Below are 17,062 nucleotides of genomic sequence, written 5' to 3'. Positions count from 1 at the left end.
GGACCTCTGGTGTTCACTGGACGGGTGATCTCTCGACGTGCTGCGTGGTTCCTGGTGCTCGCCGGGGTGTTCAACATCGTGATCTGGCCCCGGTTCGGGATGGCGGTGTGGAACGACGAGCGGGCATGGGAGGGGGCGGTCGGCGACAGCACGCCGACCGGGTTCCTGTGGGTGCACGCGGTGCTGATCGTGGCGGCGGTGTCGATCGCGCTCGGCGTGCTGTGGGTGGCGTTCACGGCGCTGCGGTCCCGCCGCTCGCCCGCTGGTTGAGCGAGCCTTCGTCCCGCTGGTTGAGCGAGCGCTCGTCCCGCTGGTTGAGCGAGCCTTCGTCCCGCTGGTTGAGCGAGCCTTCGTCCCGCTGGTTGAGCGAGCCTTCGTCCCGCTGGTTGAGCGAGCCTTCGTCCCGCTGGTTGAGCGAGCGCAGCGAGTCGAAACCCCCCAGCAGCTCCACGATCTCCTGACACCACGCGAGCCCGGCCTCCTCGAGGAGGATGCCGCCGCGGAGCACCGCGTACTGAGCGCGCTGCGCGTCGTCGAGCGCGTCGACGTCGGGGAACGTCCTGCTCTCGTCGGCGCGGTAGTACGCGAGGCGCTCGCGATGTGCCTCGGCCCGGCGCTGCACGTCGGCGACGATGGCGTCGCGGTCGCCGTACGGGAGTCCGCGCAGCTTCACCGCGAACTCGCTGCGCGAGGTCTCAGGCGGGCTCGGCGTGCGGGACCAGTCCTGGATCGCGGCGCGGCCGGCCTCGGTGATCGCATAGACCTTCTTGTCGGGCCGGCCCGACTGCGGGACCGCCTCGGAGGCGACCAGGCCGTCGGCTTCCATGCGGCCGAGCACCTTGTAGATCTGCTGGTGGCTGGCCTTCCAGAAGTAGCCGATCGACTTGTCGAAGCGGCGCGTCAGGTCGTAGCCGCTCGCCGTGCGTTCGGCGAGCGAGACGAGGATCGCGTGCTCCAGGGCCATACCTGGAAGTATCTATGCAACGAGGCGCATATGCAACTAGTTGCAACGGTCGATGACCCGGCGCGTCGGTTCGTCAGTGGTCACGCGCTCGCCGCGAGTGACGACTGGCGCACCGACAGCTGGCGCGCCCACGCTGGCGTCAGAGGTGATCCGGGACGATCAACGCGTCGGGGTCCTGGCGGTGCGGCATCGCTTCCACGCCTGCGCGCAACGCGAGGACCGCGGCCTCGACCTGCTTGCGGCGCTTGCGCGGCGAGATCTTCTCCCACGCGCCCGGCTCGGACCGCTCGACCCGGTCGCGCAGCACCGACTCCGCCGCCGCGTCGTACTCCTCGTCCGTGAACGCCGGCGTCGCCCCGACGGTCGGCCGCTCCGGCAGCGCCGTCAGGCTCGGCAGCAGCAGCGTGCTGGCGGCTGAGAGGAGGTTGTAGCGGCTCATCTTCGGCAGCTCCTCCCACGACGCAGCGCCGACCTTGCGGCGCATGAACCCGGGCAGCGCCTCGAACGCCTGGCGTGCCACCGCCTCCACTGCAACGGTCATCTCGCGTTCGGTGAACTTCATGGCACTCCCTCAGCTAACGTCCGCCCCGCCGGGTCGACGGTACTGGAGCGGCGACGACGAGCGAGGCTGGCGGGTCAGGCCGCGGCGGCACGCGATGCGACGACCCGCAGCGCCGACAGCGCAGCGACACGGCCAGCACGGTTCGCGCCGATCGTCGATGCCGACGGGCCGTAGCCGACGAGCTGTACGCGGTGATCGCGCGCCGCCGTCGTCGGGGTGTGCGCGTCCTCGCGGGCGACGAGGCGTACGCCGCCGGTGTCCTCGCGCAGGTGGAGCGGCGCGAGGTGGCCGAGCGCAGCGCGGAATCCGGTCGCCCACACGATGACGTCCGCGTGCCGGAACGTGCCGTCAGCCATCCGGACGCCGTCCGGCTCGATCCGCGTGAACATCGGATGCCGGTCGTACGCCCCCATGGCGGCCGCGCGCTGCTCCTGCGGCCGGAGCATCAACCCCGTGACGCTGACGACGCTCTGCGGCGGCAGCCCCCGTCGTACGCGTTCCTCGACCAGCGCCACCGCGTCACGGCCTGCGTCGGGGTCGAACTCACCCACCCGCCAGATCGGTTCGCGACGGGTCACCCAGGTCGTGGACGCGGCCCGTGGCGCGACCTCGCCGAGGATCTGTACGGCGGACGCGCCGCCGCCGACCACGACCACGTCGAGCCCGGCCACGTCTCCTGGCCCTGTGTAGTCGGCCGTGTGCAGCTGCCGGCCGCGAAACGACGAAGCGCCCGGGTACGACGGCCAGAACGGCCGCTCCCACGTGCCGGTGGCGTTGATGACCGCACGGGCGCGCCAGGTGCCGACGTCGGTGTGGACGACGAGGTCGCCGTCGGGGTTCCCGCTCTCGGCGTCCTCGACCCGGAGCACCCGCACCGGCCGGACGACGGGAAGGTCGAAACGCTCCTCGTACGCCGCGTAGTAGGCCGGCACGAAGTCCCGGGCGGCCTCGTCCTCCACCCTCGCCGGAACGTCAAGGCCGGGGAGCATCGCGATGCCGTGGACGTCACGCATGGTGAGGGTGCGCCACCGGTGCTGCCACGCCCCACCCGGTGCAGGGTTGGCGTCGAGGACGACGAACGAGGCACCGAGCCGCTTCAGGTGGTACGCGGCGGACAGCCCTGCCTGTCCCGCTCCGACCACGACGACGTCGACCTGCGTCGCGGGGGCCGGGGAGATGGTCACGTCAGGGACAACCGTCGTGTGCCCCCACGTGTTCCTGGCCCGGTCACCGCAGAGCCGGACGGCGGATAGGGTGCCGAGCATGGCCGATCCTCACTCCGACCCCGACCACCTCGCGTTCATCCACCTGCACCACGTGCAGCTGGCGATCCCCGAGGGCGGTGAGGAAGCGTGCCGCGCGTTCTGGGGCGACACGCTCGGGATGCACGAGCTGGCGAAGCCCTCGGAGCTGGCGGCGCGCGGCGGCTGCTGGTTCCGGTCGGGTGGGGTCGAGGTCCACCTCGGGGTGGAGCGGGACTTCGCGCCGGCGCTCAAGGCGCACCCCGGCATCCTTGTCGCCCGCATCGACGACGTCGCCGCACGGCTGACCGCGGCCGGCGTGAAGGTCACGTGGGACGACGCGTTCCCGGGACACCGGCGCTTCTACGCCGACGACCCGTTCGGCAACCGGCTCGAGTTCCTCCAGCCCCTCGGCTGAGCCCCCCGGAGCGTCGCGACGTCAACGGTTGTTGGCCGGCACGCCCTCCGTGGCGAGGCGTACGGTCTCGGCGATCCGCTGTGCCCGGGTCGCCGGGCGCTTGGCATCGACGAGCCAGCGGAGGATCTGCTTGCGCTGACCCGGCGTGAAGGACTCGTACTGATCCCGCAAACCCGGCGTCGCGTCGAACGCGGCCGCGAGGTCGTCGGGGACGATCAGGGCTTCGACGCTGTCGAGGATCGTCCACGACCCGTCCGCCTTCGCGCGATCGATCGCCGCCTGCCCTGCCGCCGTCATGCGGCCGGACTCCACGACGCGCGCGACACGCTCCTTGGAGAGGCGGCTCCACACCGAGCCTGGACGCCGACGCGTGAGCCACAACATCGAGTGGTCGTCGTCGAGCGTCGCGGCCTGCCCGTCGATCCAGCCGACCGCGAGCGCCTCCTCGATGAGCTCCTCGTACGACACCTGCCTCGCCGCAGCAGAACGCTCCCACACGATCCACACGCCAGGGTCGGGGTCGTCCTGATGCTCGACCAACCAGGCGCGCCACTGCTCGACGGACGTGATGGGCAGGCGCGGCGCGTCGCTGAAGCGGCTCATGGCGAGACGCTATCGCCGCCCGCGGACGCTCTGCAGAACTGTCCGTGCCGCCTCGTACGGTCGAACACATGTCCACCCCGTCGCCGCTCCGGTCCGCCCCCTCCGCCGCCCACACCCCTGACGAGCTGAGCGCGCAGCTCGTCGACCGTCTCAACGCGCGCGACGTCGAGGGCGTCGTCGCCCTGTACGAGCCGACGGCCGTGCTCGAGCTTCCTGACGGCCGCGTCGCTGTCGGGCACGACGACATCCGCGCCTTCTACACGCGTGCGCTCGCCGCTCACCGCCCGGTGCGTGCCGGCATCCCGCGGCGCCCGCTCGTGCGCGGAGACCTTGCGCTGACGACCACGGTCCTGCCGATGAGCGCGGGCGCGGGTGGTGCGACGTGCGAGGTCGCGCGGCGGCAGCCCGACGGGACGTGGCGGTGGATCATCGACCGGCCGACGGTGCGCTGAGCGACGTCCACTCCGTTGGTCGAGGCCGGAGCGCCAGCGGAGGATCGAGACCTTTGGCGTGGTCTCGATCGCTTCGCGCCTCGACCAGCGGAGGAGGGCGCGGCTTCGACCAGCGGGGCGCCTCACACCACGAAGCGGTAGCCCAGTCCCGGTTCGGTGAGGAAGTGCTTCGGCTTCGCGGGGTCGGTCTCCAGCTTGCGGCGGATCTGCGCGAGATAGACGCGCAGATAGTGGGTCTCGCGCTCGTACGCCGGTCCCCACACGTCACGCAGGAGCTCGGTCTGCCGCACCAGCCGGCCAGGGCGTCGCAGCAGCGCGGCCACGATCCGCCACTCGGTCGGCGTGAGGTGGACCTCCACGCCGTCCCTGGTGGCGGTGCCGTCCTCGGGATCGAGCACGAGCCCGTCGGTCGAGACCGCGCTCGACGGTGCGGGTGCGGTTCCACCACGGCGTACGGCGGCACGCACCCGCGCGAGCAGCTCCTCCATCCCGAAGGGCTTCGTCACGTAGTCGTCGGCGCCCGCGTCGAGCGCCTCGACCTTGTCGTCGGACTCGTGCCGCGCGGAGAGCACGACGATCGGCACGTTGCTGGTCGCGCGGACCCGACGGATCACCGCAGTGCCGCTGACGTCCGGGAGCCCGAGGTCGAGCACGATCACGTCCGGCTCGCGCTCGTCCACGATCTGCAGCGCCGAGCGTCCGTCGCCGGCCGTCTCCACCTCGTAGTCGCGCGCTCGGAGGTTGATGCGGAGCGTCCGCAGGATCGCGGGGTCGTCGTCGACGGCGAGCACGAACGTCATCGGGCGGCCTCCTTCGCGCGTGGCAGGGAGAGCACGAACGTGAGCCCTCCGCCGGGCGTCTCCTCGGCGTCCAGCGTGCCCGACATCGACTCGGTGAGCCCGCGCGCCACGGCGAGGCCGAGCCCGACGCCGTCGCCCTGCGGCACGTCGCCGAGCCGCTGGAACGGGGCGAAGAGCTGGTCGAACGCCTCCGAGGGGACTCCCGGACCGTGGTCGACGACCCGCAGGCAGACCCTCGGGGCGCCGTCGGTCTCGACGTACGTCGATCCCTGGACGGCGACCCGGCTGCTGGTGTGCTTGAGCGCGTTCTCGCAGAGGTTCGCGAGGACGCGCTCCAGCAGTCCGGCGTCGGCGTGCACGAGCGGCAGGTCGGCGTCGACCTGGATGTCGACCCGGTCGGCGTCGGGCAGCGGAGCGATGGCGTGGCGCAGCACCGACTCGACGTCGACGTCGTCCGGAAGGGCAGTGATCGCCCCGGCCCGCAGCCGGCTCATGTCGAGCAGGTTCGCGACGAGCGCGTCGAGACGGTCGGCGGACTCCTCGACCGTCATCAGGAGCTCGGCCTCGTCCTCCTCCGACCAGTCGATCTCGTCGTTGCGCAGGCTCGACACCGCTGCCTTGATCGCCGCCAGGGGGCTCCGCAGGTCGTGCGAGACCGCGGCCAGCAGCGCCGTACGCGTCCGGTCGGCCTCGGCGAGCTGGACGGCGCGCGCCTGCTCGGTCGCGGCGCGGGCGCGCTCGAGGACGACGGCGGCGTGTGCGGCGTATGCGGTCACGAGGCGGCGGTCCGAGGCCGCGAGGGTCCGTCCGCGCAGGACGAGGAATGTCCGCTCGTCGATCGGGACGTCGACGTCGGCCGCGTCGACCGACCCGGGCGCGTCCCCGTGCGCGACGACCGTCGTCCATCCGTCGCCGTCGCGCGCGAGGATCGCAGCGCCGATCATGGAGAACACCTCGCATGCCTGGGCGAGGACGGCGGGCAGGCGATCGCCCGCGCGCAGGAGGCTGTGCGAGAGGACGGCGAGCGCATCGGCCTCCGACGACGCCTGGCGCGCCTGAGCCGCGCGGCCGGCAGCCAGGTCGACGACCGAGGCCACCGCGGCACCGACGACGACGAAGACGGCGATCACGACCACGTACTGCCCGCGCGCGATCGTGAGCGTGTGGATCGGCTCCACGAAGTACCAGTTGAGCAGCACCGCCGAGAGCACAGCCGCGACCAGGGCGGGGAGGAGGCCGCCGACGATCGCGACGACGACCACGGCGCTGAGCATCAGCATCGACTCGAGCGTCAGGTCGTGGAGGTGCGACGTGGCGTCGAGGAGCAGGGCCGTGACCACCGGGAGGATCACGCCGAAGACGTAGCCGAGGATCGTGCGGCCGAGGCCGAGGTCAGGGCGCCGCCGGCGGTCGCGGTTCGCCTGGCGCGCCTCGCCGTGGCTGACGATGTGCACGTCGACGTCACCCGAGCCGTCGATCACGCGCTCGCCGACGCCTGGCCGGAACGCGGTGGACCACCGTCCGCGGCGACTGGCGCCGATGAGGATCTGGGAGGCGTTCTCGGCGCGCGCGAACTGGAGGATCCCGGTCGCCACGTCGTCGCTCACGACGGTGTGGAAGCTCCCGCCCATGTCCTTGGCCATCGTGTGCTGGCGGGCGAGCTGGTCGGGCGAGGTGCCTGAGAGCCCGTCGCCACGGGCGACGTACACGGCGAGCCACTCGCCTCCAGCGGTACGGCCCGAGATCAGCGCGGCGCGCCGCAGCAGCGTCGGCGACTCCGGACCGCCCGTCACGGCGACCACGATCCGCTCGCGCGCCGGCCACGTCGCGTCGATACGGTGCTCCTGGCGATAGCGCTCCAGCCCTTCGTCGACCCGGTCGGCGACCCACAGGAGCGCGAGCTCGCGCAGCGCCGCGAGGTTGCCCTCGCGGAAGTAGCGCGACAGCGCCGCATCGACCTTGTCTGCCGCGTAGACGTTGCCGTGCGCAAGACGGCGCCTCAATGCTTGCGGGCTCATGTCGACGAGCTCGACGGCCTCGGCGTCCCGGACGACGTGGTCCGGGACCGTCTCGCGCTGCCGCACGCCGGTGATGGACTCGACGACGTCGTTGAGGGACTCGAGGTGCTGGACGTTGACGGTCGTGACGACGTCGATGCCGGCGTCGAGGAGCACGTCGACGTCCTCCCAGCGCTTCTCGTGCTCCAGGCCCGGGATGTTCGTGTGGGCGAGCTCGTCGACGATCACGACCTGAGGGCGGCGCTGGAGGACCGCGTCGACGTCCATCTCCTCGTACGTCGAGCCGCGGTAGGCGACACGGCGGCGGGGTACGACCTCCAGACCGTCGAGCCGCTCGGCGGTGTGGACGCGGCCGTGGGTCTCGACGAAGCCGATCACGACGTCGGTGCCGCGCACGGCGCGGCGCTGCGCCTCGTCCAGCATCTTGTACGTCTTGCCCACGCCCGGAGCGGCCCCGAGATAGACCCGGAGCCGCCCGCGGCGTGTGGGCGGGTGGTCCATACCCGCCATCCTGTCAGCCTTCCGCAGCGTGGCGGACCGCGATGTTGAGCTGGAGGACGTTCACGCCCTCCTCGCCGAGGAAGCCGAGGGTCCGTCCGCTGGTGGCGGCGGCGATGAGGCCGCGTACGGCGGACTCGTCCAGGCCGTTGGCCCGGGCGACACGTGCGGCCTGCAGCTCGGCGTACGCGGTCGAGATGTGCGGGTCGAGGCCCGAGCCCGAGGCCGTGACCGCGTCGGGCGGGACGTCGGCCAGGGCGACGCCCTCTTCGGCGGCGACCGCCTCGCGCCGCTCCTGGATCGACGCGAGAAGGTCCTCGTTGGACGGGCCGAGGTTGCTCGCCGCGCTTGCCAGACCGTCGTACGCCGCAGCCGACGGCCGTGAGTGGAACAGGGCGGGGTCGTCGAAGGCCTGGCCGAGGAGCGCAGAGCCGACGGGTGCCCCGTCGACCGAGACGATCTGCCCGTTCGCGCGGTCGGGGGCGACGACCTGGCCGACGGCCCAGACCGCGGCGGGATAGCCGACGCCGAGGATCACGGTGAGGACGAGCAGGAGGCGCAGGCCGGTGACCGTCTGGCGGAGCAGGCCGGAGGCGATCGGAGTGCGCCCGGCGGTGGCGGTGGGCGTCTGGACAGGAGCGGTCGTCGTCATGCGGTTGCCCTTCTTCTGCTGGGGAGGTCTTCCTGCTGGGGGAGTGACGGGGTGCGGGCTCACAGCGCGGAGCCGAACAGGGTGGCGAGGGCGAGGTCGATGACCTTGATCCCGACGAACGGTGCGAGCAGGCCTCCGACGCCGTACACGAGGAGGTTGCGGCGCAGCAGGCCGGCTGCGGAGGCGACGCGGTGGCGCACACCCCTGAGCGCGAGCGGGATGAGTGCGACGATCACCAGCGCGTTGAAGACGACGGCGGAGAGGATCGCCGACTCGGGACTGTGCAGCCGCATGACGTCGAGCGAGTCGAGGCTCGGGTAGGCGGCGACGAACATCGCGGGGATGATCGCGAAGTACTTCGCCACGTCGTTGGCGACCGAGAACGTGGTCAGCGCGCCGCGGGTGACGAGGAGCTGCTTGCCGATCTCCACGACGTCGATGAGCTTCGTCGGGTCGGAGTCGAGGTCGACCATGTTGCCGGCCTCCTTCGCGGCCGAGGTCCCCGAGCTCATCGCGACCCCGACGTCCGCCGCGGCGAGCGCGGGCGCGTCGTTGGTGCCGTCGCCGGTCATGGCGACCAGGCGCCCGCCCTGCTGCTCGTGCCGGATGTACGCGAGCTTGTCCTCGGGCGTCGCCTCGGCGAGGACGTCGTCGACGCCGGCCTCGGCGGCGATCGCCTTCGCGGTGATCGCGTTGTCACCGGTCACCATGACGGTCCGGATCCCCATCGCACGCAGCTGTGCGAACCGCTCGCTCATGCCGGGCTTGACGACGTCCTTCAGGTGGACGACGCCGAGCACCCGACCGCCCGCGGCATCACGCACCGCGACGACCAGGGGCGTACCCCCGTCTGCGCTGATGCGTTCGACGGCCGACTCGACGCTCGGTGGCAGCGCTGTCTGGTCGAGCCAGGCCAGGACGGCTGACGAGGCGCCCTTGCGGATCTGCGTCCCGTCGGGGAGGTCCAGGCCGGACATGCGGGTCGAGGCGGAGAACTCCACGATCGTGGCGCCGACCGGGAGCGGCTCGTCGGTCGCGCCCCGCTCGAGCGCGAGCTCGACGATCGAACGGCCCTCGGGTGTGGGGTCGGCCAGGCTCGACAGCCGCGCCGTGTCGCGCAGCACGGCATCGTCGAGACCGGCCTGCGGGACGAATGCCGACGCCCGCCGGTTGCCGTACGTGATGGTGCCCGTCTTGTCGAGCAGCAGCGTGCCGACGTCGCCGGCGGCCTCGACCGCGCGGCCGGACATCGCCAGGACGTTGACGCGGACCAGGCGGTCCATGCCCGCGATGCCGATCGCGGACAGCAGGGCGCTGATGGTCGTGGGGATGAGACAGACCAGCAGGGCGACGAGCACGACCGTACGCTGCGGCGCACCCGCGTAGTCCGCCATCGGCGCCAGCGTCGCCACCGCGAGCAGGAAGACGATCGTGAGGCTGGAGAGCAGGATCGTCAGGGCGTTCTCGTTGGGCGTCTTGCGGCGCGACGTGCCCTCGACGAGCGCGATCATCGTGTCGATGAACGTGGAGCCGGGAGCGGCGGTGATCGAGACGACGATCCGGTCCGACAGCACCGTCGTACCCCCGGTGACGGCCGACCGGTCGCCGCCGGCCTCACGGATCACCGGTGCGGACTCACCCGTGATCGCCGACTCGTCGACCGAGGCGATGCCCTCGACGACGTCACCGTCGCCCGGGATGACCTCGCCGGCCTCGACCACCACGAGGTCGCCGATGACGAGCTCGGTGCCGGGGACGAGAGTCTCGGTGCCGTCGCGGTCGAGACGGCGCGCGACGGTGTCCTTGCGAGCGGCACGCAGCGACGCCGCCTGGGCCTTGCCGCGGCCCTCGGCCACGGCTTCGGCGAGGTTTCCGAAGACGACCGTCAGCCACAACCAGACCGTGAGGGCGATCGTGAACGCGCTCGGATCGGCGATGGCGAGCACGGTGGTGAGGATCGAACCGACAAGGACGACGAACATCACCGGGTTGTGCCACTGGTGGCGCGGGTCAAGCTTGGCCAGCGCGGTGGGGAGCTGGCTCCAGAGCTGGGAGAGGGTCATGCGAGGGCCTCCGCGATCGGACCGAGGGCGAGTGCGGGGAAGTACGTCAGGCCGGTCATCACGAGGACGACCCCGACGAGCAGCCCCGCGAACAGGGGAGTGTGGGTGGGGAGGGTGCCCGCTGTGGCGGGGACTCGGCCCTGTCGCGCCAGGGAGCCGGCCAGCGCCAGCACCAGCAGGATCGGGACGAACCGGCCGAGCAGCATCGCCGCAGCGAGCATCAGCTGGAAGAACGTGGACGTCACGGTGATGCCGCCGAACGCGCTCCCGTTGTTGTTCGCCGCGGACGTGAACGCGTAGACGACCTCGGAGAAGCCGTGGCCGCCCGGATTGCCCATCGCGTCCGACGTGCTGGGCAGCGCGATCGCGATCCCAACCGCTACCAGGACAACTGCGGGTGTGGTGAGGGAGTAGAGGGCGATGTATCGCATCTCGGTCGACCGGATCTTCTTGCCGAGCAGCTCGGGCGTACGACCGACCATGAGGCCGGCGACGAAGACCGCGAGGATCGCCATCACGAGGATTCCGTAGATGCCGGCTCCGACACCGCCCGGAGCGACCTCGCCGAGCATCATGTTGACGAGGACCGCACCGCCGCCGGTCGGGGTCAGCGAGTCGTGCGCCGCGTTGACGGCGCCGGTCGACGTGCCGGTCGTCGCGGTCGCGAAGAGCGCCGAGGCCCACTCGCCGAGCCGCGTCTCCTTGCCTTCCATCGCAGCGCCGGCAGCCTGCGCGGACTGCCCGTGAGCGCCGACCTCGGCCCACGTGGTGATCGCGAGCGAGGCGAGGAAGAGGACGCCCATCGCGCCGAGCACGGCGTAGCCCTGGCGATGGTTGCCGAGCATCGTTCCGAGGGTCCGGGTCAGCGCGACCGGGATCAGGAGGATGAGGAAGATCTCGAGCAGGTTGGTGAAGCCGGTCGGGTTCTCGAACGGGTGCGCGGAGTTGGCGTTGAAGAACCCGCCGCCGTTGGTCCCGAGCTCCTTGATCGCCTCCTGGCTCGCAGCCGGGCCCGTCGTGATCGTCTGCTGACCGCCCGTGATCGTGTCGACCACCTGGTCGGCGGAGAAGGACTGCACCACGCCGCCGATCACCAGCAGCACCGCGCCGACGAAGGCGATCGGCAGCAGGACCCTCACGGTCACCCGGACGAGATCGACCCAGAAGTTGCCGAGCTGGTCCGATCGGTTTCTCGTGAAACCACGGATGAGCGCGACGGCGACGGCGATCCCGACCGCGGCGGAGACGAAGTTCTGGACGGCCAGGCCAACGGCCTGCGCTGTCCAGCCGAGCGTCGACTCACCGGCGTACGACTGCCAGTTGGTGTTGGTCACGAAGGACACCGCGGTGTTGAGCGCCATGTCCCAGGGCATGCCGTCCATGCCGCGCGAGTACGGGAGGAAGGACTGCGCGACGAGGAGGACGTAGAGGAGGATCAGGCTCACGGCCGAGAAGCCGACGACGGCGAGCGCGTACGAGCGCGTGCTCTGCGACGCGTCCGGGTTCACGCCGGCGAGGCGATAGAGCGGTCGCTCGAAGCGCGTGTGCCGGGGGCTCTCGAGCGTGCGGGCGATGTAGTCGCCGAGCGGCCGGTACGCGAGGGCCAGCAGGGCGACGAGGGCGAGCAGGGACAGGACACCTGCGAAGGCGTCGCTCATCAGAACCGCTCCGGGTGGACGAGCGAGGCGACGAGGTAGCCGATCAAGAGGGCCACCAGGATGATCAGGAGGCCGGTTGCGAGACTCATGACGTCGAGTCAACGCCGCGATCTCGCGGTTCCCGCGGTCCTTGACGAGGCCTTGACCGGTCTTGACGCGATCTTGACGAGCCACCGCGACCGGGGCGGGTTCCGGGTGCTGGACCGGCGCGGTCGCCCCATCGGAGCGAGACCTACGCTGGTCGGTGTGCCTGTGACCGCTGATGACGTCGATGCCGCGTACGCCCCCGTCTCCCGGGTCGCGCTGCGTACTGCCCTCGAACGCAACACGAGGCTCAGCGAGGCGACCGGAGCACAGGTGTGGCTCAAGCGCGAGGATCTCCAGGTCGTCCGCTCGTACAAGCTGCGCGGTGCGTTCCACATGATCGCGCGTCTCGATCCCGACGAGCGGGCGCGCGGGCTGGTGGCAGCGAGCGCCGGCAACCACGCGCAGGGGGTCGCGTACGCCGCGCGCGCGCTCGGCACGACCGCGCGCATCTACCTCCCGCGCACCACCCCGCGCCAGAAGCGGGACCGGATCGCCACGCTCGGCGGGCCGCACGTCCAGCTCATCGTCGGCGGCGAGACGTACGACGCGGCGAGCGCAGCTGCGTACGAGGACGCGTCGCGCACCGGAGCCACCGTCGTACCCGCCTTCGACCACCCGGACGTGATCGCCGGTCAGGGCACCGTCGCGCGTGAGGCGGTCGAGCAGCGTGGCGGCGCACCGGACGTGGTCGTGGTCCCCGTCGGGGGCGGCGGCCTGGTGGCGGGGATGGCGGCGTGGCTCGCCGCACGCCACCCGCACACACGGATCGTGGGCGTGGAGCCGTCAGGCGCGGCGAGCATGGCGGCTGCGGTGGTGAGCGGTGGCCCGGTGACGTTGGACGAGGTGGATGCGTTCGTCGACGGAGCCGCGGTCCGTCGGGTCGGCGACCACTCGTACGCGGTCCTTGCGGAGCTGGCCCGGATCGGTCACGCGGTGGAGCTGGTCACGGTCGATCCCGGCATGGTGAGCGAGGAGATGCTGGCGCTGTTCGAGGTGGACGGTGTGATCGCGGAGCCTGCGGGAGCGCTCGCCGCGGCCGCGCTGCGCCTGCCGGACGTGGTTGCCGCGGGCGAGTCTGCCGTGGCGGTGGTGTCGGGCGGCAACCACGACGTGAGCCGCTACGCGGAGGTGATCGAGCGTGCGCTGGTGTCCCGTGGTGTGAAGCACTACTGGCTGGTGGAGTTCCCGCAGGAGCCGGGTGCGCTGCGGCGGTTCCTCGACGAGGTGCTCGGGCCGGACGACGACATCACGCTGTTCGAGTACGTGAAGCGACACAACCGTGAGACGGGTCCCGCGCTGGTCGGGATCGAGCTGGGGTCGCCCGATGCGCTCGGCGGTCTGGTCGGTCGCCTCGAGGACTCGCCGGTGCGTGCGAAGAAGTTGTCGCCGGACGACCCGGCCTTCCAGTTCCTCGTGTGACGGCGGTGGGATGAACCCCGGGACGTGTGTCGCGACGCCGGGCCCTGAGGGTAGGCTCGCCTAATCCGTCGGCGGCTGCCCGCCTGATGGAGAGCTGCCCGCTCCGCCCGCCCGCTCTGCCCCCCACCGCTCTGCCCCACCGCTCTGCGAGGAGCCCCATGACCGCCGTCGCGCCTGCCGCTGCGCCGCCGGTGCGTTCGCGCCGGGCACTGCGGCTCGCTGCCACGTGGGCGCTGCTCGTCGGCCTCCTGCTCGTCGTGTGCTTCTTCAGCATCTCGATGGGGTCGCGCGACATCACGCTCCGTACGGTGTGGGACGCCTTCGACGCCTTCGATCCCTCGTCCACCGAGCACACGGTGATCCGCGAGATGCGGGTGCCGCGCACGCTGCTCGGCCTCACCGTCGGCGCCGCGCTCGGCCTGAGCGGCGCGATCCTGCAGGGCGTCACGCGCAACCCGATCGCCGACCCGGGGATCATGGGCATCAACGCCGGAGCCGCGGCCGCGGTCGTCGCGTCGGCGACGATGCTCGGGATCGGGTCGCTGACCGGCCAGATCTGGGCGGCGTTCGTGGGGGCGGGGATCGCCACGGTGGTCGTCTACGGCGTCGCGTCGTTCGGTCGGGAAGGGGCGACACCGGTCAAGCTCGCGCTGGCGGGGGCCGCGGTCACCGCGGGGCTCACGGCGTTCACCTCGGCGATGGTGATGACGAGCACCGAGGCGCTGAACGAGCTGCGGTTCTGGCAGGTCGGTGCGCTCGCCGGCCGCTACATGCCGGTCTTCTGGCAGACCCTGCCGTTCATCGTCGTCGGGATCGTGGTCGCTCTCGGCGCGGGCCGCGCTCTCAACGGGCTCGCGCTCGGTGAGGACATCGCGATCGCGCTCGGCCAGCATGTCGCTCTCACGCGAGCGATGCTCTTCGTGACCGTCGCGGTCCTCTGCGGGGCTGCGACCGCTGCGTGCGGCCCGATCGTCTTCATCGGGCTCGTCGTGCCGCACGTCGCACGCATGATCTGCGGGCCCGACTACCGCGCGATCCTCGCGTTCAGCCTGGTGCTGTCGCCCATCGTGCTGCTGGTCGCCGACATCCTCGGACGGCTGGCGCTCCCGGGCGGCGAGCTCCAGGTGGGCGTCGTCCTCGGCGTGCTGGGCGCACCGTTCTTCGTCCTGCTGGTCCGCTACCGGAACCTGACCGAGTTGTGAGCGCCGCGACGACGTACCCGGGCCCGGCGGCACCGTCGCCGGCAGACGTCCCGACCGCCCTCGCCGCCCACCGACGCCGGCTGCGGCGCCGTACGACAGCAGTCGTCGCCGCGTTGTGCGTGGTCGTCGTCGGCCTGTTCGCGACGATGCTGACGGTCGGCAGCTATCAGCTCCCGCTCGCCGACGTGGTCGCGTCGGTGCTGCACGTCGGAGACGACCCGTCGGTCGACTTCGTCGTGCAGGGCATCCGGCTCCCAGTCGCGCTCGCGGCGCTCGGCGTCGGCCTGGCCCTCGGCCTGTCCGGAGTCGTCTTCCAGACCCTCCTCGCGAACCCGCTCGCGTCGCCCGACTTCGTCGGTGTCTCCTCGGGCGCGAGCCTCTTCGCGGCGGGTGCGATCATCGTCGTCTCGTTGAACGGCATCGCGACGTCCGTCGCCGCGCTCGTCGGCGCCCTCGTCTCAGGGCTGCTCGTCTACGCGCTGGCGTGGCGCGGCGGGGTCACCGGCTACCGGTTCATCCTCATCGGGATCGGCATCTCGCAGTTCATGCTGTCGATCACCGCGTATCTCGTGGCCCGCGCCGACATCCACGACGCGCGTGAGGCGATGACCTGGATCATCGGGTCGGTCGGCATGGCGGACCCGGGGACGCTGCAGGCGCTCTTCGCGGTGCTCCTTCTCTCCGTGCCGCTTCTCGTGCTCCTCGCGCGGCCGTTGCGTGGGCTCCAGCTGGGCGACGACTCGGCGGCCGCGCTCGGCGTGCGGGTCGAGGCTGCGCGGTGGGGCCTGATGACGCTGGCGATCGTGCTGGTCGCGTTCGCGACCGCGGCCGCCGGCCCGATCATGTTCGTGGCCCTGGTCGCCGGACCGCTCGCGCACCGGCTGCTCGGGTCGGCGCCGGGCGCACTCCTCGCATCCGCGCTCGTGGGCGCGGCGCTCGTGATGATGGCCGAGCTCGTGGCGGCGCACCTCCTCCCGACGGCGCTGCCGACGGGTGTCGTGACCGGCGCGGTCGGCGCGCCGTACCTGCTGTGGCTCCTCGTGAGCGCCAACCGTGGAGGACGAGGCGGATGAGGCACGACCTGCGAGCCGAAGGGCTCTCCCTCGGGTACGACGAGCGCACCGTCGTCTCCGAGCTGTCGGTCGCCGTCCCCGACGGGGCCATCACCGTCATCGTCGGAGCGAACGCGTGCGGCAAGTCGACGCTGCTGCGCGGGCTCGCTCGCCTGCTGAAGCCGCAGGCCGGGGCCGTCATGCTCGACGGAATCTCGGTCACCGACATGCGGAGCATCGAGCTCGCGAAGGTGCTCGGACTCCTGCCGCAGTCGCCGGTAGCCCCGGACGGGATCACCGTCGGCGACCTGGTGGGCCGTGGACGGTATCCGCACCAGGGCTGGTTCCGGCGCTGGACCGCGGAGGACCAGGCGGCGGTCGCGGCTGCCCTCGAGGCGACCGACACCGTGTCGCTGATCGACCGACGCATCCAGGACCTCTCCGGCGGACAGCGCCAGCGCATCTGGGTCGCGATGGCTCTCGCGCAGGACACCGACCTGCTGCTCCTCGACGAGCCGACGACGTTCCTCGACATCGCGCACCAGGTGGAGCTCCTCGACCTGCTCACCGATCTGAACCGCGAGCGTGGCAAGACCATCGTCATCGTGCTGCACGACCTCAACCTCGCCAGCCGCTACGCCGACCACCTCATCGCGATGAAGTCAGGTCGGATCGTCGCCGAGGGCAAGCCGCAGGGCGTCGTGACGCCGGAGGTGGTGCGCGAGGTGTTCGGGCTGGCCTGCGAGATCGTGCCAGACCCGGTGAGCGGCACGCCGATGGTCGTCCCGCGCGGGCGCCACCACGGGGGTTAGGTCTCGATCGCTTCGCGCCTCGACCAGCGGGGTGGGGGGCGTCGACCAGCGGGGGTCTCGATCGCTTCGCGCCTCGACCAGCGGGGTGGGGGGCGGCTCGACCAGCGGGGTGGGGGGCGTCGACCAGCGGGGTGGGGTGGCGGCCCGACCAGGGGGTGGTGGCTCAGATGTCGGTGACGGCGGTGAGCAGGAACGCTGAGTCCACGGTCGCGCGCACCGAGTGGCGCTCGCGGGGAAGCTCGGACAGCATCCCGGTCTCGAGGGCGATCGTCTCGGACGCACCGACGATCTCGATCGCCCCTCGCAGCACGAGCACGCTGCCGGCCGGCGGGGAGTCGTGCTCGGAGAGCACAGCGCCCTGAGCGAGCCCGAGGACGCTCTGGCGCAGGGGCCCGTCCTGAAGCACCAGCTCGGCGCTGCGGCCATGCGGTGCGGAGCTCGACGCGTCCACGTACTCCTGGGTCAGCGCTGCGATGTCCCGCATGGCGAACCTCCGTCTCCGGTACGGACCTCGGTGCCGTGAGCGTAGCCCCTTTTGGCCGGTTCGGCTTCCGGCGTGCG

18 protein-coding genes are annotated in these 17,062 nt (G+C 71.7%); 7 read left to right on the top strand and 11 right to left on the bottom strand.

The features are described 5' to 3' along the window. Positions 1 to 24: 24 nt before the first annotated feature. Positions 25 to 270 (top strand): SCO4848 family membrane protein, encoded by a 246-nt coding sequence (locus GH747_RS01750; protein ID WP_149767699.1) that lies wholly within the window; start codon positions 25 to 27, stop codon positions 268 to 270. On the opposite strand, the gene GH747_RS01745 is transcribed toward GH747_RS01750, so the two are convergent. From GH747_RS01745 to GH747_RS01735, 3 genes are all read right to left on the bottom strand, one after another. Continuing rightward, positions 233 to 964: a PadR family transcriptional regulator gene (locus GH747_RS01745; protein WP_149767697.1), complete on the bottom strand. Its 732-nt coding sequence runs from the start codon at positions 962 to 964 to the stop codon at positions 233 to 235. The genes GH747_RS01750 and GH747_RS01745 overlap by 38 nt on opposite strands. A gap of 139 nt (positions 965 to 1,103) precedes the next feature. Then, positions 1,104 to 1,526 (bottom strand): hypothetical protein, encoded by a 423-nt coding sequence (locus GH747_RS01740; protein WP_149767695.1) that lies wholly within the window; start codon positions 1,524 to 1,526, stop codon positions 1,104 to 1,106. A gap of 74 nt (positions 1,527 to 1,600) precedes the next feature. Then, positions 1,601 to 2,791: an FAD-dependent oxidoreductase gene (locus tag GH747_RS01735; RefSeq protein ID WP_149767693.1), complete on the bottom strand. Its 1,191-nt coding sequence runs from the start codon at positions 2,789 to 2,791 to the stop codon at positions 1,601 to 1,603. On the opposite strand from GH747_RS01735, the gene GH747_RS01730 reads away from it, so the two are divergent. Then, positions 2,790 to 3,185, top strand: a complete 396-nt coding sequence (locus tag GH747_RS01730) for a VOC family protein (protein ID WP_149767691.1) — start codon at positions 2,790 to 2,792, stop codon at positions 3,183 to 3,185. The two genes, GH747_RS01735 and GH747_RS01730, sit on opposite strands and share 2 nt — an antisense overlap. Positions 3,186 to 3,206: 21 nt before the next feature. Here GH747_RS01730 and GH747_RS01725 read toward each other — a convergent pair whose 3' ends face one another. Beyond that, the gene (locus GH747_RS01725) at positions 3,207 to 3,788 is read right to left on the bottom strand and encodes a YdeI/OmpD-associated family protein (protein ID WP_149767689.1); all 582 of its coding nucleotides are present in this window, start codon (positions 3,786 to 3,788) and stop codon (positions 3,207 to 3,209) included. Positions 3,789 to 3,856: 68 nt separating this feature from the next. Between GH747_RS01725 and GH747_RS01720 the strand changes: the two genes are divergently transcribed. Then, positions 3,857 to 4,240, top strand: a complete 384-nt coding sequence (locus GH747_RS01720; RefSeq protein WP_149767687.1) for a YybH family protein — start codon at positions 3,857 to 3,859, stop codon at positions 4,238 to 4,240. Positions 4,241 to 4,362: 122 nt separating this feature from the next. Here the strand turns inward: GH747_RS01720 and GH747_RS01715 are convergent, their stop codons facing one another. From GH747_RS01715 to kdpF, 6 genes are read right to left on the bottom strand one after another with little or no spacing between them, the layout of a single operon-like run. Further along, positions 4,363 to 5,040, bottom strand: a complete 678-nt coding sequence (locus GH747_RS01715) for a response regulator (RefSeq protein ID WP_149767685.1) — start codon at positions 5,038 to 5,040, stop codon at positions 4,363 to 4,365. Further along, on the bottom strand, positions 5,037 to 7,559 hold the full coding sequence (locus tag GH747_RS01710; protein ID WP_149767683.1) for a DUF4118 domain-containing protein: 2,523 nt from the start codon (positions 7,557 to 7,559) through the stop codon (positions 5,037 to 5,039). Before GH747_RS01710 ends, GH747_RS01715 begins: the two co-directional genes overlap by 4 nt. A 13-nt stretch (positions 7,560 to 7,572) precedes the next feature. Beyond that, positions 7,573 to 8,208, bottom strand: a complete 636-nt coding sequence (gene kdpC, locus GH747_RS01705; protein ID WP_149767681.1) for a potassium-transporting ATPase subunit KdpC — start codon at positions 8,206 to 8,208, stop codon at positions 7,573 to 7,575. 59 nt (positions 8,209 to 8,267) lie between these two features. Then, positions 8,268 to 10,271, bottom strand: coding sequence for a potassium-transporting ATPase subunit KdpB (kdpB, locus tag GH747_RS01700; protein ID WP_149767679.1), 2,004 nt, complete (start codon positions 10,269 to 10,271; stop codon positions 8,268 to 8,270). Beyond that, a complete protein-coding gene (gene kdpA, locus GH747_RS01695; protein ID WP_149767677.1) occupies positions 10,268 to 11,929 on the bottom strand; it encodes a potassium-transporting ATPase subunit KdpA in 1,662 nt (553 codons plus the stop codon). The genes kdpB and kdpA overlap by 4 nt, the downstream gene beginning before the upstream one ends. Beyond that, on the bottom strand, positions 11,929 to 12,018 hold the full coding sequence (kdpF, locus tag GH747_RS01690; RefSeq protein ID WP_149767675.1) for a K(+)-transporting ATPase subunit F: 90 nt from the start codon (positions 12,016 to 12,018) through the stop codon (positions 11,929 to 11,931). The genes kdpA and kdpF overlap by 1 nt, the downstream gene beginning before the upstream one ends. 157 nt (positions 12,019 to 12,175) lie before the next feature. Here kdpF and ilvA point away from each other — a divergent pair, with 157 nt between their 5' ends. The 4 genes from ilvA to GH747_RS01670 all read left to right on the top strand — a co-directional run bounded on the left by ilvA (position 12,176) and on the right by GH747_RS01670 (position 16,501). Then, positions 12,176 to 13,435, top strand: a complete 1,260-nt coding sequence (gene ilvA, locus GH747_RS01685) for a threonine ammonia-lyase IlvA (protein ID WP_228552732.1) — start codon at positions 12,176 to 12,178, stop codon at positions 13,433 to 13,435. Positions 13,436 to 13,593: 158 nt separating this feature from the next. Further along, positions 13,594 to 14,637, top strand: a complete 1,044-nt coding sequence (locus GH747_RS01680; protein ID WP_194842873.1) for a FecCD family ABC transporter permease — start codon at positions 13,594 to 13,596, stop codon at positions 14,635 to 14,637. Next, positions 14,634 to 15,710, top strand: coding sequence for a FecCD family ABC transporter permease (locus GH747_RS01675; RefSeq protein ID WP_149767669.1), 1,077 nt, complete (start codon positions 14,634 to 14,636; stop codon positions 15,708 to 15,710). Before GH747_RS01680 ends, GH747_RS01675 begins: the two co-directional genes overlap by 4 nt. Then, on the top strand, positions 15,707 to 16,501 hold the full coding sequence (locus tag GH747_RS01670; RefSeq protein WP_149767667.1) for an ABC transporter ATP-binding protein: 795 nt from the start codon (positions 15,707 to 15,709) through the stop codon (positions 16,499 to 16,501). The genes GH747_RS01675 and GH747_RS01670 overlap by 4 nt, the downstream gene beginning before the upstream one ends. A 163-nt stretch (positions 16,502 to 16,664) precedes the next feature. Here the strand turns inward: GH747_RS01670 and GH747_RS01665 are convergent, their stop codons facing one another. Then, positions 16,665 to 16,985, bottom strand: coding sequence for a cupin domain-containing protein (locus tag GH747_RS01665; protein ID WP_149767665.1), 321 nt, complete (start codon positions 16,983 to 16,985; stop codon positions 16,665 to 16,667). Positions 16,986 to 17,062 lie beyond the last annotated feature (77 nt).

Origin of the sequence: Mumia xiangluensis (assembly GCF_010994095.1) — a bacterium.
Classification (GTDB): Bacteria; Actinomycetota; Actinomycetes; order Propionibacteriales; family Nocardioidaceae; genus Mumia; species Mumia xiangluensis.
This window is presented reverse-complemented; position numbering and strand designations above follow the sequence as displayed.

Coding starts and splice junctions, on each gene's coding strand:
- GH747_RS01745 (WP_149767697.1), bottom strand. CDS start 964: ATGGCCCTGGAGCACGCGATCCTCGTCTCGCTCGCCGAACGCACGGCG.
- GH747_RS01740 (WP_149767695.1), bottom strand. CDS start 1,526: ATGAAGTTCACCGAACGCGAGATGACCGTTGCAGTGGAGGCGGTGGCA.
- GH747_RS01730 (WP_149767691.1), top strand. CDS start 2,790: ATGGCCGATCCTCACTCCGACCCCGACCACCTCGCGTTCATCCACCTG.
- GH747_RS01735 (WP_149767693.1), bottom strand. CDS start 2,791: ATGCTCGGCACCCTATCCGCCGTCCGGCTCTGCGGTGACCGGGCCAGG.
- GH747_RS01725 (WP_149767689.1), bottom strand. CDS start 3,788: ATGAGCCGCTTCAGCGACGCGCCGCGCCTGCCCATCACGTCCGTCGAG.
- GH747_RS01720 (WP_149767687.1), top strand. CDS start 3,857: ATGTCCACCCCGTCGCCGCTCCGGTCCGCCCCCTCCGCCGCCCACACC.
- GH747_RS01715 (WP_149767685.1), bottom strand. CDS start 5,040: ATGACGTTCGTGCTCGCCGTCGACGACGACCCCGCGATCCTGCGGACG.
- GH747_RS01710 (WP_149767683.1), bottom strand. CDS start 7,559: ATGGACCACCCGCCCACACGCCGCGGGCGGCTCCGGGTCTATCTCGGG.
- kdpC (WP_149767681.1), bottom strand. CDS start 8,208: ATGACGACGACCGCTCCTGTCCAGACGCCCACCGCCACCGCCGGGCGC.
- kdpB (WP_149767679.1), bottom strand. CDS start 10,271: ATGACCCTCTCCCAGCTCTGGAGCCAGCTCCCCACCGCGCTGGCCAAG.
- kdpA (WP_149767677.1), bottom strand. CDS start 11,929: ATGAGCGACGCCTTCGCAGGTGTCCTGTCCCTGCTCGCCCTCGTCGCC.
- kdpF (WP_149767675.1), bottom strand. CDS start 12,018: ATGAGTCTCGCAACCGGCCTCCTGATCATCCTGGTGGCCCTCTTGATC.
- GH747_RS01680 (WP_194842873.1), top strand. CDS start 13,594: ATGACCGCCGTCGCGCCTGCCGCTGCGCCGCCGGTGCGTTCGCGCCGG.
- GH747_RS01670 (WP_149767667.1), top strand. CDS start 15,707: ATGAGGCACGACCTGCGAGCCGAAGGGCTCTCCCTCGGGTACGACGAG.
- GH747_RS01665 (WP_149767665.1), bottom strand. CDS start 16,985: ATGCGGGACATCGCAGCGCTGACCCAGGAGTACGTGGACGCGTCGAGC.